Here is a 25,278-nt window from a genome sequence, read left to right as displayed (position 1 = left end):
GCGGTCGGCCGGCAGCGCCTTTGCCGCCGCCTTTACGGCCGACGCACAGGTGCCTATGGTGGCGGCATGCACGCAGACGACGTTCCCGCACAGCCCCCGCGCTCCCTGCTGACCGACCGCCTCGGCCGGTGGGGACTCCGCAGCGGCCAGATCATCCTCGTGGTGCTGGTGGCCGGCGGCATCGTCTACGCGCTGGTGCAGGTGAAGCTCGTGGTCATCCCGGTGCTCGTGGCGCTGATCCTGGCGTCAGCGCTGGTACCGGTGGTCGGCTGGCTGCGCAGGCGCGGCGTTTCGGCGATGCTCTCCACCTGGATCACTCTGCTGTCGGGCGTGCTCATCCTCGGCGGCATCGTCACGCTCATCGTCTTCGCGGTGCGCAACCAGTGGACCGCACTGTCCCTGGCCGCCAGCGAAGGACTCGACGAGCTGCAGGGGCTGCTGGTCGAGGGCCCGCTGTCCCTGGACGCCGCCCAGTTCGCCGCCGTGCGCGACACCCTGGTCGGCTTCATCACGAGCGCGGAATTCGGTACCGGCGCTCTCGCCGGGGTGTCCGCCGCCGTCGAACTGGTCACCGGATTCCTGCTGATCGTGATCATCCTGTTCTTCTTCCTCAAGGACGGCGGCCTGATCTGGGGCTTCTTCCTGCGTTTCCTCTCCGGGGAACGCCTCGAGCGCGCGCGCCGGGTCGGCGCGGTCGCGCCCGAGGTCCTCGGTCAGTACGTGCGCGGCACCGCGGTCATCGCCCTGTTCGATGCCGTATTGATCGGGGCGGGGCTGGCCATCCTGCAGGTCCCGCTCGCCCTGCCCCTGGCCGTGATCGTGTTCCTGACCGCTTTCATCCCCCTGATCGGGGCGACGATCGCCGGCATCCTCGCCGCGCTGGTGGCCCTCGTCGCCAACGGCCCGATCGTCGCCTTGATCGTCGTGGCGATCGTGGTCGTGGTCAACCAGCTCGAGGGGGACCTGCTCAACCCGGTGGTGATGGCCGGGGCCTTGAAACTGCATCCGCTGGTGATCCTGATCGCCCTCACCGGCGGCACGATCCTCGGCGGCATCGCCGGGGCCGTGCTCGCGGTGCCGCTGGTGGCCGTCTCCTGGGCGATCTTCAAGGTCTGGGACGGGCCGGACGAGTCGATCACCCGCCGGGAGAAATTCTCCTTCCGGCGCCACCGCCGGCGTGCGGAAGGCGTGAGGTGATGCCGGCGCTCATCTTCGACTGCGACGGCGTGCTCGCCGACACCGAACGCGACGGCCACCTGCCGGCCTTCAACCAGGCCTTCGCGGAGTTCTCGGTTCCCGTGCAGTGGAGCGACCCCGACTACGCGGTGAAGATGAAGATCGGCGGCGGTAAGGAACGGATGCGCAGCATCCTGACCCCGTCGGTCGCCGCCGTGCTCGGGCTGCCGCAGGACGACCCCGCCGCACTCGACTCCACCGTCGCGAGATGGCACCGGCGCAAGACCGCGATCTACACCGAGCGGGTGAACCGCGGCGCACTGCCGGCCCGCCCGGGCATCCGCCGGATCGTCACCCAGGCCGCGGACGCCGGCTGGACCCTTGCCGTGGCGTCCACGTCCGCGGAGGAGTCCGTGCGCACCGTGCTCACCCACGCGGTCGGACCCGAGCTTGCGGCAAAGTTCCGGGTTTTCGCCGGTGACGTCGACGGCGCCAGGAAACCGGCCCCGGACGTCTACCTGCGCGCCCTGCGGGAGCTCGGGATCGGACCCGGCGACGCGCTGGTCGTCGAGGACAGTGCGAACGGTCTGAAGGCCGAGCTCGCCGCCGGGCTGCGCACCGTGATCACGGTCAGCGGCTACGCCGCGGGGGAGGACTTCACCGGGGCGGCCCTCGTGGTGTCCTCGCTCGGCGACCCCGGCGGCCCCACCACCGTCACGATCAGCGACCCGCTGCACCTGGCGCCGGAATTCTTCGTCGACCTTTCCGATTTCGCCGCCATCCTTGCGGCCCCCGAGATTCCCGCCCCCGACGCGACTGCCCCAGACGCCCTGGAGAACCGATGACCCGCACAGCCCTGTCAGACACCGCGTTCGGCGTGCAGAGCATCGCCCGCACGGCCGTCGACAACGAGCGGGAATTCGGGGACCACGACTCCGTGGTCGGCGATGGCGACTTCGGGTTCTCCCTGGCCCGCGGGTTCGAGATCGTGCTCTCCGACTGGGACGGCCTCGACCGTTCCAGCCCGTCGGCGTTCCTGAAAAGGGTGGCGCTGGTCATCTCCGGGCGCATCGGCGGAACCTCCGGTCCGCTCTGGGGCACGGCGTTCCTGCGCGCGGCCGCCGCGGTGTCGGGCAAGGAAGAACTCACGGGGGCCGACGTGGTCGCCATCCTCCGCGCGTCCGCGGAGGGAATCAAGAGCCGCGGCAAGTCCGACCTCGGCGACAAGACCCTCCTCGACGCCCTCGTGCCGGCCACGGATGCCCTCGAGTCCGAGTTGGCCACCGCAAGCGGCCCTGCCGCGGCCCTCGCCCGCATGGCCCGGGTGGCCCGGGCCAGCGCGGACGCCACCAGCCTGCTGCAGGCCCGCCGGGGACGGGCCATTTACACCGGCGAACGCAGCATCGGCTCGCCCGATCCTGGAGCGGTCGCCGTCGCGGTCATCCTGGAGCGGCTCAGCCGGGAATGGGCCTCGCGCGACGACCTCTGACCGGCGACCGACCGAACGCACCAGTCGCCGAACACACCAGCCGTCGGTCGCGACCAGCCGTCGGTCTCGCGGCGCACCTTCGGGCAGCGGGCGCGCGTTAGAACCTGCGCCCGCGGCCACAACCTGCGCCGCGAGCCGCGGCCGCGGTAGACGGCGGGTGGGGTACGGGTGGAGGGTGGGCACATGAACGACGACTCGATGCACGCCTGGCCCGCCACCCGCGAGGCCTTCCGGCAGGCCGCCCGCTGGTTCGTCGACACGTCATCCCTCGTCAACGACTGGGAGCGGCCGGGCCTCGGCGAGTGGACCGTGCGGGACCTCGTCGGGCACACCAGCCGGGCCCTGCTGACCGTGGAGACCTACCTCGGCCAGGCCCCCGCCGCGTCCGGCGCCGCCGTCGCGGTTTTGTCGGCGGTCGACTACTACCCGTTGGCCCTCGCCTCGCTGGGGGATCCGGCGACGGTCGCCCGGCGCGGCCGGGACGCCGGCGCGGCCCTCGGCCCCGACCCGGCCCGGCAGGTGTCGGTGATCGCCGACCGTGTGCTGCAACTCGTCGCCGAAACCGCCGGGGACGCCGTCGTCGCCACCCCGGTCGGCGCCATGCGCCTGGCCGACTACCTGCCCACCCGCATCTTCGAGCTCACCGTGCACACCTGCGACCTCCGGGCGAGCCTGGGGGTGCAGGCGCAGGTTCCGGATGCCGCGGCATCCGTCAGCCTGCACCTGCTGGGGGATCTGGCGCTGCGGAAGGGCCTCGCCGCGGACCTGCTCCTCGCGGCCACCGGGCGGGGGAGCCTGCCGGCCGGTTTCACGGTGCTGTAGCATTCACGGCCGAAGCATTCACGGCCGAAGCATTCACGGCCGAAGCATTCACGGCCGAAGCATTCACGGCCGCTGCGCCGGGGCATCCGTGACTCTGCTAAACTCGGTGGGTTGCCGTTTGACGGCCGCGGATCAAGAGAGCCCAGGCATTCGGCCCCGGGCACCGCGCAGTGAGAGAAAGGGGATCCCATCTATGGCACTCGAAGCTAATGCAAAGAAGGCGATCATCGAAAAGTACGCTACCCACCCAGGCGACACCGGGTCCCCCGAAGTTCAGATTGCCATGCTCACGCAGCGCATCCTGGACCTCACGGAGCACCTGAAAGAGCACAAGCACGACCACCACTCACGTCGTGGCCTGCTTCTCATGGTTGGTCAGCGCCGTCGTTTGCTCGGTTACCTGTCGGACATCGACATCACTCGGTACCGCACGCTGATCGGCAGCCTCGGACTTCGCCGCTAAGGCACTTTTCGAAGACAACGCGATCTTCTTGCGAACGGGCCGTCACCTGAGGGTGGCGGCCCGTTCTGCGTACCCGCCGCGTTCGCCCGCCGGGCAGGCCAGGGAATGAGTCCGGGGAATAAGACCGGGCCCGGAAGGGTTTCCCGAAGCGATGACTACTTCCGCCCTGAGCCTCTCCGTGCTCGACCTGATTCCCGTCCGCACCGCCCAGAGCTCGGCCCAGGCGATCGCGGCATCCGTCGCCCTCGCGCAGAGCGCCGACCGGCTCGGTTACACCCGCTACTGGGTGGCGGAGCACCACAATATGCAGGCCGTCGCGTCGACGAACCCGCCGGTGCTGATCGGCATTCTCGCCGCCCGCACGGAGCGCATCCGGGTCGGCTCCGGGGGAGTCATGCTGCCCAACCACTCCCCGCTCGTGATCGCCGAGCAGTTCGGCCTGCTCGAGGCCGCCTTCCCCGGCCGGATCGACCTGGGCCTGGGCCGTGCGCCCGGCAGCGACCCGATGATCACCGCGCTGCTGCGCTCCAGCGGCGCCGTCAGCGAGGTCGACGCCTTCCCCCGCAACATCGACGACATCGCTGCGCTGCTGCAGCCCGGAGGGGCCGCCCTGAGCCTCACCTCCGGCCAGGAGTACGCCCTGCGCGCCACCCCCGCCGCCGACGCGATGCCCGAGATCTGGCTGCTCGGCTCCAGCGACTACTCGGCCCGGCTCGCCGCGAAGCAGGGCATGCCCTACGTCTTCGCCAACCATTTCGCGGGCGACGGCACCACCCAGGCCCTCGACCTCTACCGACGCGGCTTCACTCCGAGCGACACCCTGGCCGCGCCGCGCACCATCCTCACCCTCAACGTGGTGGTCGCCGACACCGCGGCCGAGGCCCGTGCCCTCGCCCTGCCGCAGATGCAGCAGATGGCTCGGCTGCGTTCCGGCCAGCCGCTCGGCCCGCTCGCGACGCTCGAGGAGGCCGCCGCCACGACGATGGCGCCGGCGCAACAGGGCATGATCGAGCGGATGTCCGCCACCTGGATCCTGGACGAGCCGGTGGCCGCCGCCGCGCGCATCCGTGACCTCGCGGCCCGGTTCGGGGTCGACGAGGTCATGCTGCAGCCCATCGCCTCCGCGCACGGGACGGCCGCCCCGGCCACGTCCCCCGCCCGGGAGCGCACGCTGGAGCTCCTCGCCGCCGAGCTCCTCGAGGCCGCGCCCGCGCCCGTCACCGGTCCCTAACACCCTGTCAGCTCGGGGTTTTTTCATAGGAAACGCATAGCGACCCCTGCCAGCGTTGTCACTGTAGACAATCGGAGGGTGGAACAGACCATGGATGCTCGCGAACACGGCAAGCGGCTCAGCCGGATCGTCACGGGAACGATCGGCGTTCTGGCCGTGGTCGCCGCCTCGGCGCTCGGTCTCCACAGCTGGGCGGATGCGCTGGCGACCAGGGCGACCGCCGCGGGACCGACGACGCAGCAGGCCCCGGCCGCGGACACCCAGGGCTCGGATGACGGGGAATGGGGCGACGGGGAAGAAGGGTCGTCCCAGCCCGTGCAGCAGGCACCGCAGCCCCAGCAGAACGTGTCCCCGATCACCCCGGGCAACGGCCGGTCCCCGAACGCGACCACCAACGGGTCCTGACATGCCCGCCATCACAGCGGGCGTCACCACGGCCCACGTCACCACGCTGGACTGGGAGCTGTGGAGCACCACCGCCCGCATCGTGCTCACCAACGCCGGGCCGACCGGGCAGAGCGGGCAGAGCGGGCGGGCCGAGGAGGCGCGCGCGATCGCGGATGACGTGCTCGCGGACATCGAGGCGGCCTCCAGCCGGTTCCGCGACGACTCGGAGATCCGCGTCCTGGCCGATCGGTTGCCGGACGGCGTCGAGGTGAACGACACGCTCGCCGGCCTGGTCCGCCGGGCGCTCGCCTCCGCCCGGTTCACTGACGGTGACGTCGACCTGACCCTCGGCAACGCACTCGACGCGGTCGGCTACGACCGGGATATCCGGCTCCTCCTGGGTGACGACGGCGTCCCCGTGCGGGCCATCGCGTCCCGGGCCCCCGGCTGGAGGAGCGTCACGCTGGTCGCGAACCGGCTGACCGTTCCGCGGCACCTGGCCCTCGATCTCGGAGCGACCGCGAAGGCCGTCGCCGCCGACCTGGTCGCGGCGCGGGTCAGCGCCGGCCTCGGTTGCGGGGTGCTGGTCAGCCTGGGCGGCGACATCGCCACCGCCGGCCCCGCGCCGGCCGGCGGCTGGCAGGTGCTGGTGCAGGATGCCCCGCTCGAGCCGAGCGCGCAGGTCACCCTCGCGGCCGGCCAGGCCCTGGCCACCTCCAGCACGCAGAAGCGGCGGTGGCTGCGGGGCGGACGGCCGCAACACCACATCCTGAACCCCCGCACCGGACTCCCGGCCGAACCGGTCTGGCGCACCGCGACGGTGGCGGCGGCCACCTGCCACCGCGCGAACACCCTCAGCACCGCCGCGATCGTGCGCGGCGCCGCGGCGGAAGCCTGGCTGCGTGAGCAGGGCGTGCCGGCCCGGCTCGTCTCCGCCGACGGGGCCGTGGTCACCCTCGTCGGCTGGCCCGACGAGGAGGGCAAGCCGTGAACGAGGCGCTCTGGGCTCTCGGCCGCGGCACGGGCGTGGTCGCCCTGGCTCTGTTCACGATGTCGGTGCTGCTGGGCATCCTGACCCGATCCGGCCGGCCCCTGTTCGGCCTGCCCCGCTTCGCGCTGACCCTGGTGCACCGCAACGTGGCACTGCTGGCGACCGCGTTCCTGGCCGTGCACCTGGTCACGCTCCTCGGCGACTCATACGCCCAGCTGCGACTGGTCGACTTCGTCGTGCCCTTCCTCGGCGCCTACAAGCCGTTCTGGCTGGGACTCGGCACCGTCGCCGTCGACCTCCTGATCGCCGTGGTGCTGACGAGCCTGGAGCGCGCCTCCGTCGGCGTGCGGGTCTTCCGCGCCGTGCACTGGCTGACCTACCTGATCTGGCCGGTCGCGCTCCTGCACGGCATCGGCAACGGCACGGATGCCGGAGCGGGCTGGTTCATCGCCTTCGCCGTCGTCTGCGCGGTGGCCGTGCTTTCGGCCCTCCTCTGGCGCCTCACCGGCGGTTTCGTTGAATACCGCTCGGTGCGGGCCGACCTGACCCAGGGTGACCAAAATCGGACAGACCCGAAACGGACCGACCCGAACCGAGTGGAGCGAAACCGATGACCGGCGCCGTGGCATCCTCGGTCACCGCGCCGGTCGGCACGACCCGGCTGACGTCCGCTCCCGCTGCCGATTTCGCCACCCACCTCGCCACTTTCGGGCCGCTGCCGACCAGCAACCCGGCGGTTCTCCTGTCGGCCCTGCACGACTCGGGGCTGGAGGGCAGGGGCGGCGGGGCCTTCCCAGCCTGGCGCAAGCTCGCCGCGGTGCCGGGCCGTGAACGGGCCCGCGGGCGCCGGGTCGTGGTGATCGGCAACGCCGCGGAGGGCGAACCGCTCAGCTCCAAGGATGCGACGCTGCTCACCGTGGCGCCGCACCTGGTCATCGACGGCCTGCTGGCCGTAGCCGAGTCCCTGAACGGCACGGCGACCTATCTCTACGTGCGGTCATCCGTGCTGGGAGCGGTCTCGCGGGCGCTGGGGGAACGCCGCGATGCCCGGAAAATCGAACTGCGGGAGGCCGCCGACAGCTTCGTCTCGGGCGAGGCATCGGCCGTTGTCAGCGCCCTGGCCGGCCGTCGCCCGGTGCCGCAGGATCGACCGTTCCTGCTCACCGAGTCCGGCCTGGCTGGCCGGCCGACCCTGCTGCACAACGTTGAAACCCTCGCCCACATCGCCCTGATCGCGCGTTTCGGTCCGGCCTGGTTCCGCTCGCGCGGCACTGCGTCCGACCCGGGGACCCGTCTGGTCACCGTCACCGGCGGCGGGAGGCCGTCGACGGTGATCGAGATCGGCGGCGGAGCGGGGCTGAACGACGTGTTCCGGTTCGCCGGGATCGATCCGGCCGGCCTCTCCGGCGTGCTGGTGGGCGGTTTCCACGGCGCGTGGGTTCCCGCCTCAGCCGGAAACGTGCGGCTCGACCGAGAAGACCTGGCGCGGTTCGGGGCCACCCCCGGCGCCGGAATCCTGATGGGGCAGGATGCTCGGCACTGTCCGCTGACGGTGGCCAGTGCGATCGCGACCTACCTGGCCGGCGAGACCGCCGGTCAGTGCGGACCCTGCGTCAACGGGTTGTCGGCGATGGCGAGCGTGCTGTCGCGGCTGGCCCGCGGCGAACGGGATCCCTCGCTGCCGGCCGAGCTGCGCCGGCTCGCCGACCTCGTCACCGGTCGTGGGTCGTGCCACTACCCCGACGGAACCGCTCGTTTCGTGCTGAGCACGCTGACCGTGTTCGACGCGGACGTGCGGGCCCACCTGGCGGGCACCTGCCGGAAGGAGCACTCATGACAGCGCCGCGCTCACTGCTGCACATCGACTGGACCGCCTGCGACGGCCGCGGCCTCTGCACCGAAATCCTGCCCGAACTGCTTGCCCGGGACGACTGGGGCTACCCGCTGGCCCGGACCAGGGGCGCAGGGTCGGACGTTCCGGTTCAGGAACGCCTACTGGATGCCGCCTCCGAGGCGGTCGCCCTCTGCCCGCGGCAGGCGCTGAGGCTGGTGCTGGGGACGTAAAGACGTCTGCCTATTTGTGCTGCTCGGTCTTCTGCAGCTGCCATTCCAGGTCGTCGGGGGAGAGGTCGGCGTTGCGGAAGGCATCCGTCAGGGGCAGTTGCAGCCGCAGGTCGGTGCCGAGGCAGAGGGCGGCCCGCCCGGAGCGCAACTTGAAGTCCAGCACGTGGCCGCCCGCCGTGCGCTCGTCGTTGATGAAGTGGACGTGGCAGCCGGGCACCCCGATGCCCTGCTCGTAGAGCGGGGTGCGGAATCCGGCCACGACACCGGTGACGTCGTGCAGTTCGATGATGGCGTCCTCGTCGGTCGCCTCCACCATCGGGCGGTACGGCTTCTGCTGTTTGACGACCGTCCGCATCCGGATCCACTCGAAGTCACCCTCGATCCGCAGGGCGTACATGTAGTTCTGGGAGGCCGTCATCCGGTCGATGAAGGTGGACACCTCGGCGCGCGACAGGCCGGGGGGCAGCTCGCTCTCAATGTGCGGAACGAAATTCGTGACGACCGCGTAGGGCGTGTGTGCGCCGAGGTCGGCGACGGAGACGCCGCCGTCGGCCCGAAGCTGGTAGCAGGTGCCGCCGATGATCAGCATTTCGCCGTCGAGCCCGTTGAACGTGCCGATTCCGAAACTGCCGTGACCGAGCAGGTCGCGAACGGTCATCTCGTCTTCGTAGACGCCGTCGAGCAGCGCGCTCATCAGGCTGGTCTGGAAGATCTCGTGTCGGGAGACGGTGAATTTGCTCATTGCAGCACATCGCTTTCGAGGTCGGCCATCAGGTCGTCCCTGTTATTACGGTAGTCGACGTGGACGTCGATGATGCTCGGTCCCGGCTCGGCCATGGCCTGGGCCAGGATGCCGGCGAAGTCGTCGAGATGGGTGACGCGGTAGCCGTGGGCGCCGAATGACTCGGCGTAGCCGACCGCGTCGTAGTCGCCCAGCTGCACGCCGGAGGTGCGTCCGTACTTGCCCTGCTGCTGGAACGCGACCATGTCGTAGGTGCCGTCGTTGAAGATGACATGCGTGAACGTCGATCCGAGCCGCACGGCGGTCTCGAGCTCCATCGCCGAGTAGAGGAAGCCGCCGTCGCCGGAGACCGACACGACCGGCGTTCCCGGGCGCATGAGCGTCGCCGCGATCGCCCAGGGCAGGGCCACGCCGAGCGTCTGCTGGCCGTTCGAGAACAGCAGGGTGCGGGGGTGGTAGGTGCGGAAGTGCCGGGCCATGTAGATGTAGTGGGAGCCGACGTCGCAGAGCACCGTTGTGTCATCCGGCAGCAGTTCGCGCATCAGCAGGGTGAGGTCGGCGGGGTGCACGCCCTCCGATTCGTCGCGCAGCCCGGTGGGCTGGTCCGCCTGCGCCAATCGTGCGCGCTGGTCTGCGACGACGGATGCCGCGGCGGCGGGCAGCACGAGGCCGTCTATCTGCCGGGCGAGCGCGTCGATCGTCTCCGCCACGTCCCCGCGCAGCTCCACCGTCGGGCGGTAGTAGTCGTCGAGGTCGGCCGCCAGCTCGTCGAGGTGGATGATCACGCGCTGGTGGTCCTCGTTCCACTTCGAAGGCTCGTACTCGACGAAGTCGTAGCCGATCGCCAGGATCACGTCGGCCTTGTGCAGCAGGATGTCGCCCGGCTGGTTGCGGAACAGGCCCACCCGTCCCAGGTAGTGCTCTTCGAGCTCGTGCGAAATGACGCCCGCAGCCTGGAAGGTCTCGACGACGGGAAGCCCGGCGACGCCCAGCAACCGGTGCAGCGCGGCGGTGGCCTCGTCGGAGCCCGAACGCGCGCCGGCCAGGATGACGGGGATCCGGGCATCCTTGAGCAGCGCGGCGGCCCGCTTCACGCTCTCGGGAGCGGCGGCGCCCAGCCGCGGTACCCAGTGCGGGTTCTTCATCGTCACCGCGGTCGAATCGGTGAGGACGTCGTAGGGCAGCACGACGGCGGCGGCGCCCCGGGGCTCCTGCGTCGCGATCCGGAACGCGTTCGCGATGGCCTCCGGCACGTTGTCGGCGACGCTGACCTCGCCGGCCGACTTGGTCACGGCCGAGAGCATGCCGACCGCGTCCATCGTCTGGTGGGTGCGCTTGAGGCGGTCGGCGCGGGACACCGCGCCGCAGAGGGCGACGAGGGGGTCGCCTTCGGTCGTGGCGGTCAGCAGTCCGGTAGCGAGGTTGGCGGTGCCGGGGCCGCTGGTGACGAGCACGACGCCGGGCTGCCCGCTCAGGCGCCCGACGGCGGCGGCCATGAAGGCCGCATTCTGCTCGTGGCGGCAGACGATCACCTCGGGGCCGTCGTCGAGGAGGGCGTCGTACACGGGGTCGATCTTGGCGCCGGGGACGCCGAACACCCACTTCACGCCGTAGGCCTTCAGACACTCCACGACGCGGTCGGCGGAGCGGCGGGCCAGGTCGGCCGTGCCGGCCGCCCGGGTGCTGGCGGTGCTGTCCACCGCGGGTGAGATGTTCGTCATTCTGGCCTCCCGGCTTGCCGTCGGATCCGGCTTCCCCATCCATGCTCCCGCTCAAACAGATAAGAAACAACGCCGAAGAGTGATGCAAACGATCTGAAAATGAGATGATTACCCGGTGGACGTCAGACAGTTCGAATTCTTCAGTGCCGTCGCGGGCGAGCTGAGCTTCACCCGCGCCGCGGAGCGGCTCACGATCGCCCAGTCCGCCGTGTCCGCCGGGGTTCGCGCGCTCGAGGGCGAACTGGGGGTCGAGCTGTTCGACCGCAGCCGCCGACAGATCCGGCTCACCTCGACGGGCGAACTGCTCCTGCCGAAGGTGCGCGACGCCCTCGACGCGGTGAACGAGGTGCGCGACGTCGCCCAGGAGACCACCCGCGCCATCACCGGGTCCATCGTGATCGGCCTGATGACCTCCGTCACGCTGGTGAACGTGCCGCGGCTCCTCGGGCATTTCCGCACCGGCCACCGGGGCGTGGACGTGCGGCTGCGAGCGGCCCGGCGGGGCTCGGCCGGACTGGTGGACGAGCTGGTCAGCGGAGAACTCGACCTGGCCTTTCTCGCGCTGAGCGGCCCCGCGCCCGCGCCGCTGATCGCCGTGCGGATCGCCTCCTCGCCGATGGTGCTGGTCGTGCCGGACGGCCACCGGCTGGCGTCCGCCCGCACGGTGACACTCGACGACCTCGTCGCGGAGGAGTTCATCGATCTGCCGCCCGGCTATGCCAGCCGGCAGATCGTCGACGACGCCTTCGCCGCCGCCGGGATCGAGCGGCGGATCACGATCGAGGTCTCCGACATCGGCACGGCGGCCGAGTACGTGACCAACGGCCTCGGGGTCGCCCTTCTGCCGGAATTCGCGGCGAACGACGCCCCCGGCGTGCGCCGGCTCCCGGTCGACAACGTGCCGGAGTTCACCGTCTACCTGGCGGCGTCACGCAAGCGCCGGGCGTCGGCGGCGGTGCGCGCCTTCGTCGACCTCGCCCTCCCGCGGGAGGAGCCCGAGATCCGTCTCTGATCCGCAGGCGCGTGACGAATTCCTGTTCGGAATGGAATCTGCCGTATAGAATCTGGCTTTATGACTCAATTGCGTATCAGCGAGGTGGCGACCTTGATGCGCGTGAGCGACGACACCGTTCGCCGGTGGGTGGAACAGGGCCGGTTGACCGCCACCCGCGGGGCGGGATCCCGGCAGGTGATCGACGGGGCCGAGGTGGCCGCGTTCGTGCGGGAGCGCCGGGACCAGGAGCAGGATGCGGCACCGTTTCCCAGTTCGGCGCGCAACCGCCTCGAGGGCATCGTCACCGAGGTGAAGCGCGACGGGCTCGTCGCCGTGGTCGAGATCCAGGCCGGCCCGTTCCGGCTGGTGTCGCTGATGACGCGGGAGGCCGCCGACGAGCTGGAGCTGGAGCCGGGGTCGCTGGCGACGGCCGTGGTGAAGTCCACGACGGTCGTGGTGGAGAAGTCCCGGCCCGGTGACGAGGAATGACCCGGCCAGGAATGACCCGGCCAGGAATGACCCGCGACCGTGCCGGGCGGCGTCGCCCGTCCCGGGGTCTCGGCCTCGGCGTGGCCGTGCTGGCCGTGCTGGCGGTGCTGGCGGCGCTGTCCGGGTGCGCGTCGTCTCCCGTTCCCGCCGCCCCGGGGGGATCCGATTCGGCCGGCCCCGACCGGGTGGTGCGGGTGGCCGCCGCCGCCGACCTGAAGTTCGCGCTGGACGACATCATCGACCTGGTCGAGAAGACGAATCCCGGCATCCGGGTGGATGCGACCTACGGCTCGTCGGGCACGTTCCTGACCCAGATCAGCAACGGCGCACCCTTCGACGTGTTCCTGTCGGCGGATGTGAGCTACCCCCAGCAGCTGGTCGAGGCCGGCCTGGCCGAGAAGGCCGACCTGTTCCCGTACGCGGTCGGCCGGCTCGTGCTGTGGGTGCCGGAAGGGTCGGCCCTGGACCCGGCGGACGGCCTGGGCATCCTGGCCTCGCCCGGCGTCACCGCCGTGGCCATCGCCAATCCCGAGCACGCCCCCTACGGGAAAGCCGCCGTCGCCGCCCTGCAGGAGGCCGGGCAGTACGACGCGGTCAGCCCGAAGCTCGTGCTCGGCGAGAACGTCGCCCAGGCGGCCGAGTTCGTCTCGTCGGGCAACGCCGACGCGGGCATCGTGGCGCTGTCCCTCGTGCTCTCCGACCCGCTCAAGGGCGTCGGCCGCTGGGTCGAGCTGCCGCTGGCGAGCTACCCGCGCCTCGATCAGGGCGGGGTCGTGCTCTCCGCGGCCCAGGACCCGGCCGCGGCGCGCACCGTGCGCGACACGATGCTCGGCCCCGCGGGCACGGCCATCCTCACGGCCTACGGCTTCACCCTGCCGGGGAACTGAACCGTGGGCTGGCAGGCCGTGGACTGGCAGGCCGTCGGCGTCAGCATCCGGCTCGCGCTGGCGACGACGGCCATCCTGTTCGTCATCGCCATTCCGCTGGCGGCCTGGCTGGCCTTCTCCCGTCGCCGTTGGACGGTGATCGTGGAGGCCGTGGTCGCCCTCCCGCTGGTGCTGCCGCCCACCGTGCTCGGCTACTACGTGCTCGTCGCCCTCGGCAGCGGCTCCCCGTTCGGCCGGTGGTGGCGGGACACGACCGGCACCACGCTGGCCTTCTCCTTCACCGGGCTCCTGATCGCATCCGTCATCTACAGCCTTCCCTTCGCGGTGCAGCCCCTGCTCGCCTCGTTCGCCGGCGTCGACGGCCGGCTGCTGGAGGCGTCGGCCGTGCTGGGCAAGTCCTGGGGCCAGAGCCTGGTCCGGGTGGTGTTGCCGCTGTCCCGGGCCGGACTGGCCACGGCGGGCGTGCTGACCTTCGCCCACACGGTGGGCGAATTCGGGGTCGTGCTGATGGTCGGCGGCAACATCGCGGGGGAGACCCGCACAGTGTCGGTGTCGGTCTACGACGCCGTGCAGTCCTTCGACTACGCCACGGCCGGGCTGACCAGCCTGCTGCTGCTCGTCTTCTCCCTCGTCGTGCTGAGCGCGACCTACGCTTTCCAGCGGCGCGGATCGCTGCTGTGGGCGCCGCGGTGAGCGTCGGAACGGCGTCGAAGGCGCTGCGTCTGGACATCCGTCACCGCCGGGTGCGCGCCCGGCTCGACCTCGACCTGGAGCACCCCGGCATCACGGTGCTGTTCGGACCGTCGGGGGCGGGCAAGACCACGATCATCCGTTGCCTGGCCGGCCTCGACCGGATCAGCTCCGGCACGATCACCCTCGGGCCGACGCTGTGGGACGACGGCGGCCGCACGTTCGTGCCGGCCCGGCGCCGCAACGTCGGCTACCTCTTCCAGGACCTGGCCTTGTTCCCGCACCTCAATGTGGCCGAGAACGTCGGCTACGGCCTGAAACGGATGCCGCGGGCGTCGCGTCAGGCGATCATCGACGACGCCCTGCGCACGGCCGAGGTGCCCGGTTTCCAGGAGCGGATCGTCGCGGAACTCTCCGGCGGCGAGGCCCAGCGGGTCGCACTCGCCCGGGCCATCGCGCCCCGGCCCGACGTGCTGCTGCTGGACGAACCCCTCGCCGGCCTGGACGACCCGACCCGGCTGCGGCTGCGCTCGGAACTCCGCCGGCTCATCCTGCACGCCGGGATCCCGGCTCTGGTCGTGACCCATGACCGGGACGAGGCCCTCGCCCTGGCCGACCAGCTCGTCGTGCTCATCGACGGCGCCGTGCACCAGACCGGCCCCCCGGCCGAGGTCTTCGACCGCCCCGCTGACGCGATGGTGGCGCGGGTCGTCGGCATGGACACGATCAGCCCGGCCCGGGTCGTGTCGGTCGACCGCGGCACCGTGCGGCTGCGGGTGGGGGAGGCGAGCGTCGTCGCCGACCTGCCGTCGTGGCGCCGGCATCCGCTGGCCGCGGGGGAGGCGGTGGCGGTCTGCCTGCGCGGCGGCGACGTCGGACTCCGCGCGGATCCGGGTTCCGCGGCGCCCCCGGACACCAACTCGCTGCCCGCCGTCGTGACGGGAATCATCGAGGAGGCCTCCCTGATCCGGGTGCAGGTGGATGCCGGTTTCCCGCTGGTCTGTTTCCTCACCCGACGCGAGCTCCAGGCGCTCGGCCTCACGGGGGGTTCCCGTGTGCTGGTCCTGGTGCATCGCCGGTCGGTGCACCTGGCCGAGCTCGCTCCGCAATAATATGGTCCGGTACCCAACGGAACGGAAACCTCCCGCATGAGCGTCTGGCGCACCAAGAGCATCGAAGCCTCCATGGCCGACTCCGAGGAGAAGGGCCACAGCCTCAAACGCACGCTGGGCACCTGGGACCTCATGATCATGGGCGTGGCCGTCGCGGTCGGCGCCGGGATCTTCTCGGTCGGCGCGAAGGCGGCCGGCAGCTACGCCGGGCCATCCGTCACCCTGGCGTTCCTCCTCGCCGCGGTCACCTGCGCGCTCGCCATCATGTGTTACGCGGAGTTCGCCTCGGCGGTTCCCGTGGCCGGCTCGGCGTACACGTTCACCTACGCCACCCTGGGCGAGCTGCTCGCCTGGATCATCGGCTGGGACCTCATCCTCGAGATGCTGACCGCCGCCGCCGTGATCGCCAAGTACTGGGGCATCTACCTCAGCGAGGTCTTCAAGCTCTGGAACTGGGATGTCCCGGCCACGATCCCGGTGTTCGGCCTGCAGGTGAGCTGGGGCGCGTTCGTCATCGTCGCCATCTTCACCACCCTCCTGGTGCTGGGCACGAAACTGTCCGCCCGGGTGGCCAGCGTCTTCACCATCCTCAAGGTCGCGATCGTCGTGTTCGTGATCGTCGTCGGCGCCTTCTTCATCAAGCCGGAGAACTACACGCCGTTCATCCCGAAGTCGGTGCCGTCGACTGGCGGTGCGGGCGACGTCTGGATGCAGTCGCTGTTCTCGTTCATGACCGGCGCGCAGCCGGCCCAGTACGGCCTGTTCGGCCTGCTTGCCGGTGCCTCGTTGGTCTTCTTCGCCTTCATCGGGTTCGACGTCGTCGCCACCAGCGCCGAAGAAGTGAAGAACCCGCAGAAGACCCTGCCGCGCGGCATCTTCGCCGGCCTGGCCATCGTCACGGTGCTCTACCTCGGCGTCAGCCTCGTGCTCACCGGCATGGTGCCCTACACCGTGCTGGCCGACGACCCGAACGCCTCCCTGGCGACGGCGTTCGTCTCCGTCGGCGCCGGCTGGGCCGCCCAGGTCATCTCCGTCGGCATCCTGATCGGACTCACCACCGTGATCATGGTGCTGCTGCTCGGCCTGTCCCGCGTGCTCTTCGCGATGAGCCGCGACGGCCTGCTGCCCCGCGGGCTCAGCGTCACCTCCGCCAAGCGCGGCACCCCGGCGCGCGTGCAGATCATCGCCGGCACCGCCGTCGCGCTGATCGCCGGGTTCACCGACGTGGGCGTGCTCGAAGAGATGATCAACATCGGCACGCTCTCCGCCTTCGTGCTGGTCAGCATCGCCGTGGTCGTGCTGCGCAAGAAGCGCCCCGACCTGCCGCGGGCGTTCAAGGTGCCGTTCTCGCCGTACCTGCCGATCCTGTCGGCCGCGCTCTGCTTCTGGCTGATGCTCAACCTCACGACGCTCACCTGGGTGCGCTTCGCGGTCTGGCTCGCGATCGGCCTCGCCGTGTACTTCCTCTACGGCCGTCGCCACTCGGTGGTCGGGATCGAGGCGAAGCGCGTCTTCGACGCCACCTTCCGCGAAGAGGTCATCCGCGAAGAACGGGCCACGCTGGGCAAGTAGCGCCCGCGCCCGCCGCGCATCGCCCCGACTGCCGTTCGGCGGATGGGGTGGAAGCCCAGCCGGGATCGGGGAGGATGGAGCCATGCTGCACCGCCATCCCGTCCTGTCCTCGGCCACGCTCGCCTATCTGGCGTTCGTGGGCTGGGTGACGCTCGGGCCGCAGCCGCTCAACACGTCCAACAACGGCTGGCTGCTGCGCGCGCTCGGGTTCTTCGCCCGGCACGACTCCACCGACTGGATCACCTACGGCCGGGTCGAGTTCGCCGCCAACATCGGCATGTTCATCCCGATCGGCGTCTTCCTGGTGCTCCTCTTCGGCCGTCGCCAGTGGTGGCTGGCGATCGTCGTGGGCGTCGCCCTCACCTGCTCGATCGAGTTCACCCAGCAGTTCCTGCCGACCCGCTACCCGGATCTCCGCGATCTGGTCGCCAACACTGCCGGCGCGGTCCTCGGGGTGCTGGTCGCCCTGGTCATCACGGCCTGGAAGATCGTGCCCCGCAAGACGGATGCCGCCGGCCGGGCGGCATCCGTCGGCTACAGCCGGTAGCAGCTACAGCCGGTAGAGGCGCGCTTCCCAGGGTCGAAGGGTCGTCTCCGTGGGGTGGGCGGCGGCATCCGGATCGGCCGGGTAGTTGGCCAGGACCAGCTCCGCGCCGGAGACGTCCGCCGGCAGTGGGCCGGACAGCGGTGCGTCCGAGGCGTTCGCGACGACGAGAAGTGTCTCGTCGCCGAGCGTACGTGTGAAGGCATACAGGGCCTCGTGGTCGGGTTCCAGCAGGGCGAAGTCGCCGAGGGCGACGACCTCGCTCTCGTGCCGCAGCTCGATCAGGGACTGGTAGAAGCGGAAAATGCTGCGCTCGGTGGAGAGGTCGGCGGCGACATTGATGTCCGCGCTGTTCGGGTTGACCGCCAGCCACGGCGTTCCGGTGGTGAAGCCCGCCTGCGGGGAGGCATCCCACTGCATCGGGGTGCGGGCGTTGTCCCGGCCCATGGTCTGCACCCCGGCGAGGACGGTGCCGGGGTCGAGGTCGAAGTCCTCCACGGCCTCGCGGTAGTGGTTCAGTGATTCGAGGTCGCGGTAGTCGTGGATGAAGTCGAAGCGCACGTTCGTCATGCCGATCTCCTCGCCCTGGTAGATGTAGGGCGTGCCGCGGTGCAGGTGCAGCACCAGCGCCCAGAGCGTGGCCGACTCGTAACGATAGGTGGTGTCATTGCCGAAGCGCGACACCAGCCGGGGCTGGTCGTGGTTGTTCAGGTAGAGGCTGTTCCAGCCGGTGGCGGCGAGGCCGTCCTGCCAGCGGGAGAGGCTCTGCTTCAGTGCCGGCAGGTTGCGGGGCAGTACGTCGAACTTGTGCTCGCCCTGGTCGAGGCCCACATGCTCGAACTGGAATATCATGTCCACTTCGTGCCGGGCCGGATCGGTGAACAGCAGGGCGTCGTCGGTGCTCACGCCCGGCATCTCGCCGACCGTGAGGTGCTCGCCCCGGCGGCCCTCGAAGACCTCGCGGTGCATCTCCTGCAGGAAGTCGTGGATCTGGGGTCCCATCGGGGAGCCGCCGCCGGTGGCCGCGGCCGGTCCGTCGACCAGCTCGACCCGCTTGGCGATGAAGTTGATCACGTCCATCCGGAAGCCGTCGACGCCGCGGTCGAGCCACCAGTTCATCATCGAGTAGACGGCCTGCCGCACCTCGGGGTTCTCCCAGTTGAGGTCGGGCTGCTGCTTCGCGAACAGGTGCAGGTAGTACTCACCGGTCGTGTCGTCGAGGGTCCAGGCGGGTCCGCTGAAGGCGCTGCCCCAGCCGTTCGGGGCGCTCCCGTCGGCCTGGGGCTTCCGCCACCAGTACCAGTCGCGCTTCGGGTTCGTCAGCGAACTGCGGGACTCCTGGAACCAGGCGTGCTCGTCGCTGGTGTGGTTCACGACGAGGTCCATCACGATCTTGATGCCGCGTTCGTGCGCCTCGGCGAGCAGCAGGTCGAACTCGGCGAGGCTGCCGAAGACCGGCTCGATCTCCTGGTAGTCGCTGATGTCGTAGCCGTTGTCGTGCTGCGGCGAGGGGTAGACCGGGGAGAGCCAGACGGCGTCCACGCCGAGGTCGGCGAGGTAGTCCAGTTTCGAACGGATGCCGCCGAGGTCGCCGACCCCGTCGCCGTCGGAGTCGGCGAAGCTGCGGGGATACACCTGGTAGACGACCGCCTTCGTCCACCAGGGGGCACCGGCGGGCGCGTCACTGTCGGAGGCGGGCATCACGGCCGTGGGAACGGGGTTTGTCATGTCCCGATCCTGTCATGGCACCCTGGAAGGAATAGGATCGGTGCCTGTTCGTGCGCCGTTTTCGGGTGCTGAGAGTGAGGCTGCAGATGCAATTCGGAATCTTCACCGTCGGTGACCTGACGGCCAACCCGACGACCGGCCGAACCCCCACCGAGCACGAGCGCATCACGGCCATGGTCGCCATCGCCCGGAAGGCCGAAGAGGTCGGACTCGACGTCTTCGCCGCCGGCGAGCACCACAACCCGCCGTTCGTGCCCTCGTCGCCCACGACCCTGCTCGGCTACATCGCCGCGCAGACCGAGCGCATCATCCTTTCCACGGCGACCACGCTGATCACGACCAACGACCCGGTCAAGATCGCCGAAGACTTCGCCATGCTGCAGCACCTCTCCGGCGGGCGGGTCGACCTGATGCTCGGCCGCGGCAACACCGGCCCGGTATACCCGTGGTTCGGCCAGGACGTGCGGCAGGGCATCCCGCTGGCCCTGGAGAACTACGCGCTGCTCCGCCGCCTCTGGCGCGAAGACGTCGTGGACTGGGAGGGCCAGTTCCGCACCCCGCTGCAGGGGTTCCAGTCGACGCCGCGCCCCCTCGACGGCGTGCCGCCCTTCGTCTGGCACGCCAGCATCCGCAGCCCGGAAATCGCCGAGCAGGCCGCGTTCTACGGCGACGGCTTCTTCGCCAACAACATCTTCTGGCCCAGGGAGCACTACGCGAAGCTGATCGGCCTCTACCGGTCCCGGTTCGAGCACTACGGGCACGGCGCCGCCGATCAGGCCGTCGTCGGCCTCGGCGGCCAGTTCTTCGCCCGCACGAACTCGCAGGACGCCGTCACCGAGTTCCGCCCCTACTTCGACAACGCCCCGGTCTACGGCCACGGGCCGAGCCTCGAGGACTTCACCGAGCAGACCCCGCTCACCGTGGGCAGCCCGCAGCAGATCATCGACCGCTACGCGGGCATGCGCGACTACTTCGGCGACTACCAGCGCCAGCTGTTCCTGATCGACCACGCCGGGCTGCCGCTGAAGACCGTGCTCGAGCAGCTCGACATCCTCGGCGGCCAGATCGTGCCCGTGCTCCGCCGCGAGCTGGCGGCCAACCGTCCGGCGCACGTGCCCGACGCCCCCACGCACGCCTCCCTGAAGGCCGCCGCCCTGAAGTCCGCGTCCCTGACGGCCGCCCCGGCCCACCCCGAGCCCGCCACCCTCGCCGAGCGGTGAGTTGCGACCCACTTTTTCGCGAAAAAGCCAGCCGAACTCACGGCTCGGTGGGGTGGGGCGCCTATTTTGGGCGGGGAGATTGGGCGCGGGATACTGGGAGTGCGGCGCGGAACGGATGCTCACGGGCCGCGGAAGCAGACGACCATGAACCTCGCGCCCCCTGACGCCACGACGGATGCGCGCCGCGCCTTCTTCGACGCCCGCCCCGCTTCAGCCGCGGCCGTCGACCTCTCCGTGCGGATCGGCGGCCTCACCCTGGCCAACCCGGTGATGCCGGCCTCGGGCTGCTTCGGCCCCTCGCTCGGGCGGCTGATCCCGGTCACCGAGCTCGGCGCGGTCGTCACCAAGACTGTGTTCGGCACGCCCAGGGGCGGCAACCCGGCCCACCGGCTGACCGAGATCCGGGCCGGGATGGTGAACAGTGTCGGCATCCCGAGCCGCGGGGCGGCCGGCTACCTGGCGCAGCAGCATCCGCACTACCAGGCCCTCGGCGTGCCCACGATCATCAGCGTGGGCGGCCACCGCCCGGGCGAGTACGCGCGGGTCGTGCGCGACCTGGCCGGTTCCGGGGTCGCCTACGAGCTGAACGTCTCCTGCCCGAACCTCGACCGCCACGGCGCCGACATCGGCTCGGACCCGGATGCGATCCGGGAGGTCGTGCGCACGACCCGGCTCGAAACGGACAAGCCGTTGATCGTCAAGCTGCCCGTGCTGGTGTCGTCGATCGCGGACTGCGCCCTCGCGGCCGAGGAAGCCGGCGCCGACGCGGTCTGCGTGGCCAATTCCATCCCCGCGCTGCCGCTCGAGCGCTACACCCGAGCCCCCGCCCTCGGCAACGTCATCGGCGGCCTTTCCGGGCCGGGCATCCGCCCGATCGTGCTCCGCCTGGTCTGGCTGGCCTCCCGCGCGGTTCAGATCCCGGTGATCGCCTGCGGCGGCATCGAGACCGTCGACGACGCCCTCGACTACTTCTCGGTCGGGGCCACCGCGATCCAGGTCGGCACGGCCAGCTTCGGGCGGCCCTTCGCCATGGTCGAGATCGTGCGCGCCCTGCAGGACCGCTGTCTCACCGACGGCGCCGGCGACATCAACGCCCTGATCGAACTCTGGAGAGCCGAATGACCGTCACGCCGGAGCCGAGCACCACGCCGGAGCCGGCCGAAACCTCCCAGCTCGCCGCCCTTCGCCGCCAGCGCGAATTCGCCGCGGCCGACGAAGCGGCCATCGACGGTCTGCTCTCGGTGCGTCCGCCCGAACGGATGCCCCGGCCCGAGCCGGTCTGGGACGACGCCCCGGTGCTGGTGCACGACATCGTGGGGGAGCGCTACCACTGGCTCGTGCTCGCCACCCGGACCATCGCGGCGACCGCGCTGGCCGGCCAGTTCCTGATGATCACCGTGCCGCCGAAGGGAGGGGAGCGCATCCTGCTGCCCCGCCCGATGGCCATCCACCGCCGGCACCCGGAGCAGGGCACCGTCGAGGTCGTCTACGGCGTGGCCGGCCGCGGCACCACCGCGCTCGCCGACGTCGCCGTGGGGGAGCGCCTCCTGGTCACCGGCCCGCTGGGACGCGGCTTCGAGTTCCCGGATGCCGCCCTCCCGACCGCGACCGGCGCGCAGCAGGCCCGCACGGCCCTGATGATCGGCCGGGGCGTCGGCGTCTGCGCCGTCATGGGCTCGGTCGAAGATGCCGCCCGGCTCGGCCTCAAGGCCACCGTCGTGGTCAGCGGCCGGTCCCGCGCCAACCTGATCGGCCTCGCCGACTGCGCCGAACTGGGTGCCGAGGTGATCCCGGTCACCGACGACGACGGAAGCAGCCGGATGCCCGCCCTCGCCGCACGGCTGCGCGCCCGGTTCGACGCGGGCCCGCCCGACGTGATCCTGGTCTGCGGCGCCGGCGTGCTCGCCCGCCTCGCCGCCGAACTCGGCGCCGAGTGGGGTGTGCCGGTGCAGGTCTCGCTGGAGGCCCACATGGCCTGCGGCCTCGGCTACTGCCACGGCTGCGCCGCGCCCGTGGCCACGGATCCCGCCGTCGAGGGGCCGCTGGTCTGCGTCGACGGCCCGGTGTTCGACGCCGCACTCTAGGACCCGGCCCGCAAACCCGGCAGTCTGAGCGTCTTCTGTTAGGCTTGAGGAGGTCAATCCGTGGATTGGCCGAGCACTAACGGAGCAGACCGGCAGCACGCTGGTCCTCGGTGGTGGTTTCCCAACTCGGTGGCAGCATCCGTTGTTGGTGAATTTCTACTGGTGGCCAGCAGCGCCCCTGTCCTGCTCCAAGTCCAACTCGCGCGCCATACGGGCAACCGAGTCTTCGTCGCCAGAATGGCGAGAAGCAAAAAAACAAAAAGGAGAGAACCCCCATATGGAGGGTCCAGAAATCACGTTCGCCGAAGCCATCATCGACAACGGCAAGTACGGCACGCGCACCATCCGCTTTGAAACCGGGCGTCTCGCCCAGCAGGCGCAGGGCTCTGCCGCCGCCTACATCGACGACGAAACCATGCTGCTCTCCGCGACGAGCGCCAGCAAGCAGCCGAAGGAAAACTTCGACTTCTTCCCGCTGACCATCGACGTCGAGGAGCGCATGTACGCTGCCGGCCGCATCCCGGGCAGCTTCTTCCGCCGCGAAGGTCGCCCGTCGACCGAGGCGATCCTCACCTGCCGCCTGATCGACCGGCCGCTGCGCCCGTCGTTCGTCGACGGGCTCCGCAACGAGATCCAGGTTGTCGTCACCGTTCTGGCCATCGCGCCGGACGAGTACTACGACGTTCTGGCCATCAACGCTGCGTCGATGTCGACCCAGATCGCCGGACTCCCCTTCTCGGGCCCGATCGGTGGCGTTCGTGTCGCCCTCATCCCCGACGAGCACGGCTCCGGCCAGTGGGTCGCCTTCCCGAAGCACTCCCAGATCGTCGACGCCGTGTTCAGCATGGTCGTCGCCGGCCGCGTGGTGACGGATGCCGATGGCGGCCAGGACGTCGCGATCATGATGATCGAGGCCGAAGCCACCGACAACGCCTGGAACCTGATCAAGGGCGGCGCCATCAAGCCCAACGAAGAGGTCATCGCCGAGGGCATCGAAGCCTCGAAGCCCTTCATCAAGCAGCTCATCGAAGCGCAGCAGAAGGTCGCGGACTCCGCTTCCAAGGCCACCGGCAACTACCCGGTGTTCCCGTCCTACCAGCCGGCCACCTACGACGCCGTCGCGGCCCTCGCCTACGAGGAGCTCAAGGGCGTCTACCAGATCGCCGACAAGGTCGCCCGCCAGGACGCCGATGACGCCCTCAAGGCCCGCGTCAAGGACGCCATCGCCGCGAAGGTCGACGCCGGAGAGCTCGACGCCGGCGCCAACAACCAGGTGTCCGCCGCGTACAAGTCGGTCACCAAGCTCGTCGTGCGCTCACGCGTGCTCAACGAGGGCATCCGCATCGACGGCCGTGGGCTCGCGGACATCCGCCCGCTCGACGCCGAGGTTGCCATCATCCCGCGCGTGCACGGCTCGGCCATCTTCCAGCGCGGCGAGACCCAGATCCTGGGTGTCACCACGCTGAACATGCTCAAGCTGGAGCAGACGATCGACTCCCTGAGCCCGGTCACCAAGAAGCGCTACATGCACAACTACAACTTCCCGCCCTACTCCACCGGTGAAACCGGCCGGGTCGGAACCCCGAAGCGCCGCGAGATCGGCCACGGCGCGCTCGCTGAGCGTGCCCTGGTCCCCGTGCTGCCGACGCGCGAGGAGTTCCCGTACGCCATCCGTCAGGTCTCCGAGGCGCTCAGCTCCAACGGATCCACCTCGATGGGTTCCGTCTGCGCCTCGACCCTGTCGCTGCTGAACGCCGGAGTGCCGCTGCGCGCCCCGGTCGCCGGCATCGCGATGGGCCTCATCTCCGACACCGTTGAAGGCAAGACCCGCTACGCGGCTCTGACCGACATCCTCGGCGCCGAAGACGCCCTCGGCGACATGGACTTCAAGGTCGCCGGAACCAGCGAATTCGTCACCGCGATCCAGCTCGACACCAAGCTCGACGGCATCCCCGCCTCGGTGCTCGCCGGCGCACTCACCCAGGCCAAGGATGCTCGCACGACCATCCTCGCCGTGCTGAATGCCGCCATCGACCGCCCGGACGAGATGGCACCGACCGCGCCCCGCGTGATCAGCGTGCAGATCCCCGTCGACAAGATCGGCGAGCTGATCGGCCCGAAGGGCAAGACGATCAACGGGATCCAGGACGAGACCGGCGCCGACATCTCCATCGAGGAGGACGGCACCGTGTACATCGGCGCCGTCGACGGACCGTCGGCCGAGGCCGCCCGCGCCATGGTCAACTCCATCGCGAACCCCACCAACCCCGAGGTTGGCGAGCAGTTCCTCGGAACTGTCGTGAAGATCGCCGCGTTCGGCGCCTTCGTCTCGCTGCTCCCGGGCAAGGACGGCCTGCTGCACATCTCCGAGGTGCGCAAGCTCGCCGGCGGAAAGCGCGTGGAGAACGTCGAAGACGTGCTCGGCGTGGGCCAGAAGGTCCTCGTTGAGATCACCAAGATTGACGACCGTGGCAAGCTCTCGCTCGCCCCGGTACTCGAAGAGTCGGCTGAGGCCGGCACCGAGGACGCACCGGTTTCGACCGAGGCGTAGTCCGCTAGATCTGCCGACAACCTCTCGCCAGGTTAGTCGGTAAGACGGAAAGCCCGTCCTGTTACGGCAGGGCGGGCTTTTTGCGCGCCCGGACGCACCCCCCCCCTAGCTGGGGTCACAACCCGTCCTAGTTGACGCCGTCGGCATCGCGCTAGCCTGCGCCCATGATGAATTCTGAGAACCGCCTGCGTTCCCTGTCGCGCCTCGGCGCCATCTCCCTATTGAGCTTCGGCCTGGTCGTCGGCGCCGTTTCAGCCCCGGCCACCGCAGCCCCGACCGCAGCCCCGACCGCCGCCCCGGCCGCCCCGGCCGCCGCCCCGG

At 70.3% G+C, this 25,278-nt stretch carries 25 protein-coding genes; 22 read left to right on the top strand and 3 right to left on the bottom strand.

Annotated features, from left to right (window positions below; genetic code table 11):
- Window positions 1–66 precede the first annotated feature (66 nt).
- The 11 genes from E3T37_RS08700 (at window position 67) to E3T37_RS08650 (ending at window position 8,623) form a co-directional block, all read left to right on the top strand.
- Complete coding sequence (locus E3T37_RS08700; RefSeq protein ID WP_134366403.1) at window positions 67–1,197, top strand: AI-2E family transporter; 1,131 nt, start codon at window positions 67–69, stop codon at window positions 1,195–1,197.
- Window positions 1,197–2,021, top strand: a complete 825-nt coding sequence (locus tag E3T37_RS08695; RefSeq protein WP_134366402.1) for an HAD-IA family hydrolase — start codon at window positions 1,197–1,199, stop codon at window positions 2,019–2,021. The genes E3T37_RS08700 and E3T37_RS08695 overlap by 1 nt, the downstream gene beginning before the upstream one ends.
- The gene (gene dhaL / locus E3T37_RS08690) at window positions 2,018–2,665 is read left to right on the top strand and encodes a dihydroxyacetone kinase subunit DhaL (protein WP_134366401.1); all 648 of its coding nucleotides are present in this window, start codon (window positions 2,018–2,020) and stop codon (window positions 2,663–2,665) included. Before E3T37_RS08695 ends, dhaL begins: the two co-directional genes overlap by 4 nt.
- A 183-nt stretch (window positions 2,666–2,848) precedes the next feature.
- On the top strand, window positions 2,849–3,487 hold the full coding sequence (locus E3T37_RS08685) for a maleylpyruvate isomerase N-terminal domain-containing protein (RefSeq protein WP_241994555.1): 639 nt from the start codon (window positions 2,849–2,851) through the stop codon (window positions 3,485–3,487).
- A gap of 193 nt (window positions 3,488–3,680) precedes the next feature.
- A complete protein-coding gene (rpsO, locus tag E3T37_RS08680) occupies window positions 3,681–3,950 on the top strand; it encodes a 30S ribosomal protein S15 (RefSeq protein WP_134366400.1) in 270 nt (89 codons plus the stop codon).
- A gap of 151 nt (window positions 3,951–4,101) precedes the next feature.
- Entirely contained in the window at window positions 4,102–5,181 is a 1,080-nt protein-coding gene (locus E3T37_RS08675; protein ID WP_134366399.1) for an LLM class flavin-dependent oxidoreductase, read from the top strand.
- A gap of 78 nt (window positions 5,182–5,259) precedes the next feature.
- Window positions 5,260–5,586: a hypothetical protein gene (locus tag E3T37_RS08670; RefSeq protein ID WP_134366398.1), complete on the top strand. Its 327-nt coding sequence runs from the start codon at window positions 5,260–5,262 to the stop codon at window positions 5,584–5,586.
- A 1-nt stretch (window position 5,587) separates the two neighbouring features.
- Window positions 5,588–6,559 (top strand): FAD:protein FMN transferase, encoded by a 972-nt coding sequence (locus E3T37_RS08665; RefSeq protein WP_134366397.1) that lies wholly within the window; start codon window positions 5,588–5,590, stop codon window positions 6,557–6,559.
- Entirely contained in the window at window positions 6,556–7,173 is a 618-nt protein-coding gene (locus tag E3T37_RS08660) for a ferric reductase-like transmembrane domain-containing protein (protein ID WP_134366396.1), read from the top strand. The genes E3T37_RS08665 and E3T37_RS08660 overlap by 4 nt, the downstream gene beginning before the upstream one ends.
- The gene (locus tag E3T37_RS08655; RefSeq protein ID WP_134366395.1) at window positions 7,170–8,396 is read left to right on the top strand and encodes an NADH-ubiquinone oxidoreductase-F iron-sulfur binding region domain-containing protein; all 1,227 of its coding nucleotides are present in this window, start codon (window positions 7,170–7,172) and stop codon (window positions 8,394–8,396) included. The genes E3T37_RS08660 and E3T37_RS08655 overlap by 4 nt, the downstream gene beginning before the upstream one ends.
- Window positions 8,393–8,623: a ferredoxin gene (locus E3T37_RS08650; protein ID WP_134366394.1), complete on the top strand. Its 231-nt coding sequence runs from the start codon at window positions 8,393–8,395 to the stop codon at window positions 8,621–8,623. The genes E3T37_RS08655 and E3T37_RS08650 overlap by 4 nt, the downstream gene beginning before the upstream one ends.
- A gap of 10 nt (window positions 8,624–8,633) precedes the next feature.
- Here the strand turns inward: E3T37_RS08650 and budA are convergent, their stop codons facing one another.
- Both budA and alsS read right to left on the bottom strand, forming a co-directional pair.
- Window positions 8,634–9,365: an acetolactate decarboxylase gene (budA, locus tag E3T37_RS08645; protein ID WP_134366393.1), complete on the bottom strand. Its 732-nt coding sequence runs from the start codon at window positions 9,363–9,365 to the stop codon at window positions 8,634–8,636.
- The gene (alsS, locus tag E3T37_RS08640; RefSeq protein ID WP_134366392.1) at window positions 9,362–11,086 is read right to left on the bottom strand and encodes an acetolactate synthase AlsS; all 1,725 of its coding nucleotides are present in this window, start codon (window positions 11,084–11,086) and stop codon (window positions 9,362–9,364) included. Before alsS ends, budA begins: the two co-directional genes overlap by 4 nt.
- A gap of 115 nt (window positions 11,087–11,201) precedes the next feature.
- Between alsS and E3T37_RS08635 the strand changes: the two genes are divergently transcribed.
- The 7 genes from E3T37_RS08635 (at window position 11,202) to E3T37_RS08605 (ending at window position 17,377) form a co-directional block, all read left to right on the top strand.
- A complete protein-coding gene (locus tag E3T37_RS08635) occupies window positions 11,202–12,098 on the top strand; it encodes a LysR substrate-binding domain-containing protein (protein WP_134366391.1) in 897 nt (298 codons plus the stop codon).
- A 60-nt stretch (window positions 12,099–12,158) separates the two neighbouring features.
- Complete coding sequence (locus tag E3T37_RS08630) at window positions 12,159–12,569, top strand: molybdopterin-binding protein (protein ID WP_134366390.1); 411 nt, start codon at window positions 12,159–12,161, stop codon at window positions 12,567–12,569.
- A 26-nt stretch (window positions 12,570–12,595) separates the two neighbouring features.
- Window positions 12,596–13,456, top strand: a complete 861-nt coding sequence (gene modA / locus E3T37_RS08625) for a molybdate ABC transporter substrate-binding protein (RefSeq protein ID WP_134366418.1) — start codon at window positions 12,596–12,598, stop codon at window positions 13,454–13,456.
- A gap of 3 nt (window positions 13,457–13,459) precedes the next feature.
- Window positions 13,460–14,149, top strand: a complete 690-nt coding sequence (gene modB / locus E3T37_RS08620) for a molybdate ABC transporter permease subunit (RefSeq protein WP_198416019.1) — start codon at window positions 13,460–13,462, stop codon at window positions 14,147–14,149.
- On the top strand, window positions 14,146–15,258 hold the full coding sequence (locus tag E3T37_RS08615; RefSeq protein WP_160141014.1) for an ABC transporter ATP-binding protein: 1,113 nt from the start codon (window positions 14,146–14,148) through the stop codon (window positions 15,256–15,258). Before modB ends, E3T37_RS08615 begins: the two co-directional genes overlap by 4 nt.
- 36 nt (window positions 15,259–15,294) lie before the next feature.
- A complete protein-coding gene (locus tag E3T37_RS08610) occupies window positions 15,295–16,830 on the top strand; it encodes an amino acid permease (RefSeq protein WP_134366389.1) in 1,536 nt (511 codons plus the stop codon).
- A gap of 82 nt (window positions 16,831–16,912) precedes the next feature.
- The gene (locus tag E3T37_RS08605; RefSeq protein ID WP_134366388.1) at window positions 16,913–17,377 is read left to right on the top strand and encodes a VanZ family protein; all 465 of its coding nucleotides are present in this window, start codon (window positions 16,913–16,915) and stop codon (window positions 17,375–17,377) included.
- 3 nt (window positions 17,378–17,380) lie between these two features.
- Here the strand turns inward: E3T37_RS08605 and E3T37_RS08600 are convergent, their stop codons facing one another.
- A complete protein-coding gene (locus tag E3T37_RS08600) occupies window positions 17,381–19,102 on the bottom strand; it encodes an alpha-glucosidase (RefSeq protein WP_370263784.1) in 1,722 nt (573 codons plus the stop codon).
- A gap of 86 nt (window positions 19,103–19,188) precedes the next feature.
- On the opposite strand from E3T37_RS08600, the gene E3T37_RS08595 reads away from it, so the two are divergent.
- The 4 genes from E3T37_RS08595 to E3T37_RS08580 all read left to right on the top strand — a co-directional run bounded on the left by E3T37_RS08595 (window position 19,189) and on the right by E3T37_RS08580 (window position 24,957).
- On the top strand, window positions 19,189–20,322 hold the full coding sequence (locus E3T37_RS08595) for an LLM class flavin-dependent oxidoreductase (RefSeq protein ID WP_134366387.1): 1,134 nt from the start codon (window positions 19,189–19,191) through the stop codon (window positions 20,320–20,322).
- A gap of 144 nt (window positions 20,323–20,466) precedes the next feature.
- Entirely contained in the window at window positions 20,467–21,444 is a 978-nt protein-coding gene (locus E3T37_RS08590; protein ID WP_134366386.1) for a dihydroorotate dehydrogenase, read from the top strand.
- A complete protein-coding gene (locus E3T37_RS08585) occupies window positions 21,441–22,406 on the top strand; it encodes a dihydroorotate oxidase electron transfer subunit (protein ID WP_198416017.1) in 966 nt (321 codons plus the stop codon). Before E3T37_RS08590 ends, E3T37_RS08585 begins: the two co-directional genes overlap by 4 nt.
- A 277-nt stretch (window positions 22,407–22,683) precedes the next feature.
- Window positions 22,684–24,957, top strand: a complete 2,274-nt coding sequence (locus E3T37_RS08580; protein ID WP_134366385.1) for a polyribonucleotide nucleotidyltransferase — start codon at window positions 22,684–22,686, stop codon at window positions 24,955–24,957.
- The last annotated feature ends 321 nt before the right edge of the window (window positions 24,958–25,278 follow it).

The organism is Cryobacterium sp. TMT2-10, assembly GCF_004403075.1.
GTDB classification, from domain to species: Bacteria; Actinomycetota; Actinomycetes; order Actinomycetales; family Microbacteriaceae; genus Cryobacterium; species Cryobacterium shii.
The sequence above is the reverse complement of the archived record's forward strand: the minus strand, read 5'-3'. Positions and strand labels throughout refer to the sequence as shown.

Coding starts and splice junctions, on each gene's coding strand:
- E3T37_RS08695 (WP_134366402.1), top strand. CDS start 1,197: ATGCCGGCGCTCATCTTCGACTGCGACGGCGTGCTCGCCGACACCGAA.
- alsS (WP_134366392.1), bottom strand. CDS start 11,086: ATGACGAACATCTCACCCGCGGTGGACAGCACCGCCAGCACCCGGGCG.
- E3T37_RS08650 (WP_134366394.1), top strand. CDS start 8,393: ATGACAGCGCCGCGCTCACTGCTGCACATCGACTGGACCGCCTGCGAC.
- modA (WP_134366418.1), top strand. CDS start 12,596: ATGACCCGCGACCGTGCCGGGCGGCGTCGCCCGTCCCGGGGTCTCGGC.
- dhaL (WP_134366401.1), top strand. CDS start 2,018: ATGACCCGCACAGCCCTGTCAGACACCGCGTTCGGCGTGCAGAGCATC.
- E3T37_RS08590 (WP_134366386.1), top strand. CDS start 20,467: ATGAACCTCGCGCCCCCTGACGCCACGACGGATGCGCGCCGCGCCTTC.
- E3T37_RS08630 (WP_134366390.1), top strand. CDS start 12,159: ATGACTCAATTGCGTATCAGCGAGGTGGCGACCTTGATGCGCGTGAGC.
- E3T37_RS08675 (WP_134366399.1), top strand. CDS start 4,102: ATGACTACTTCCGCCCTGAGCCTCTCCGTGCTCGACCTGATTCCCGTC.
- E3T37_RS08595 (WP_134366387.1), top strand. CDS start 19,189: ATGCAATTCGGAATCTTCACCGTCGGTGACCTGACGGCCAACCCGACG.
- E3T37_RS08685 (WP_241994555.1), top strand. CDS start 2,849: ATGAACGACGACTCGATGCACGCCTGGCCCGCCACCCGCGAGGCCTTC.
- E3T37_RS08600 (WP_370263784.1), bottom strand. CDS start 19,102: ATGACAAACCCCGTTCCCACGGCCGTGATGCCCGCCTCCGACAGTGAC.
- E3T37_RS08655 (WP_134366395.1), top strand. CDS start 7,170: ATGACCGGCGCCGTGGCATCCTCGGTCACCGCGCCGGTCGGCACGACC.
- E3T37_RS08665 (WP_134366397.1), top strand. CDS start 5,588: ATGCCCGCCATCACAGCGGGCGTCACCACGGCCCACGTCACCACGCTG.
- budA (WP_134366393.1), bottom strand. CDS start 9,365: ATGAGCAAATTCACCGTCTCCCGACACGAGATCTTCCAGACCAGCCTG.
- E3T37_RS08585 (WP_198416017.1), top strand. CDS start 21,441: ATGACCGTCACGCCGGAGCCGAGCACCACGCCGGAGCCGGCCGAAACC.
- E3T37_RS08610 (WP_134366389.1), top strand. CDS start 15,295: ATGAGCGTCTGGCGCACCAAGAGCATCGAAGCCTCCATGGCCGACTCC.
- rpsO (WP_134366400.1), top strand. CDS start 3,681: ATGGCACTCGAAGCTAATGCAAAGAAGGCGATCATCGAAAAGTACGCT.
- E3T37_RS08580 (WP_134366385.1), top strand. CDS start 22,684: ATGGAGGGTCCAGAAATCACGTTCGCCGAAGCCATCATCGACAACGGC.
- E3T37_RS08605 (WP_134366388.1), top strand. CDS start 16,913: ATGCTGCACCGCCATCCCGTCCTGTCCTCGGCCACGCTCGCCTATCTG.
- E3T37_RS08700 (WP_134366403.1), top strand. CDS start 67: ATGCACGCAGACGACGTTCCCGCACAGCCCCCGCGCTCCCTGCTGACC.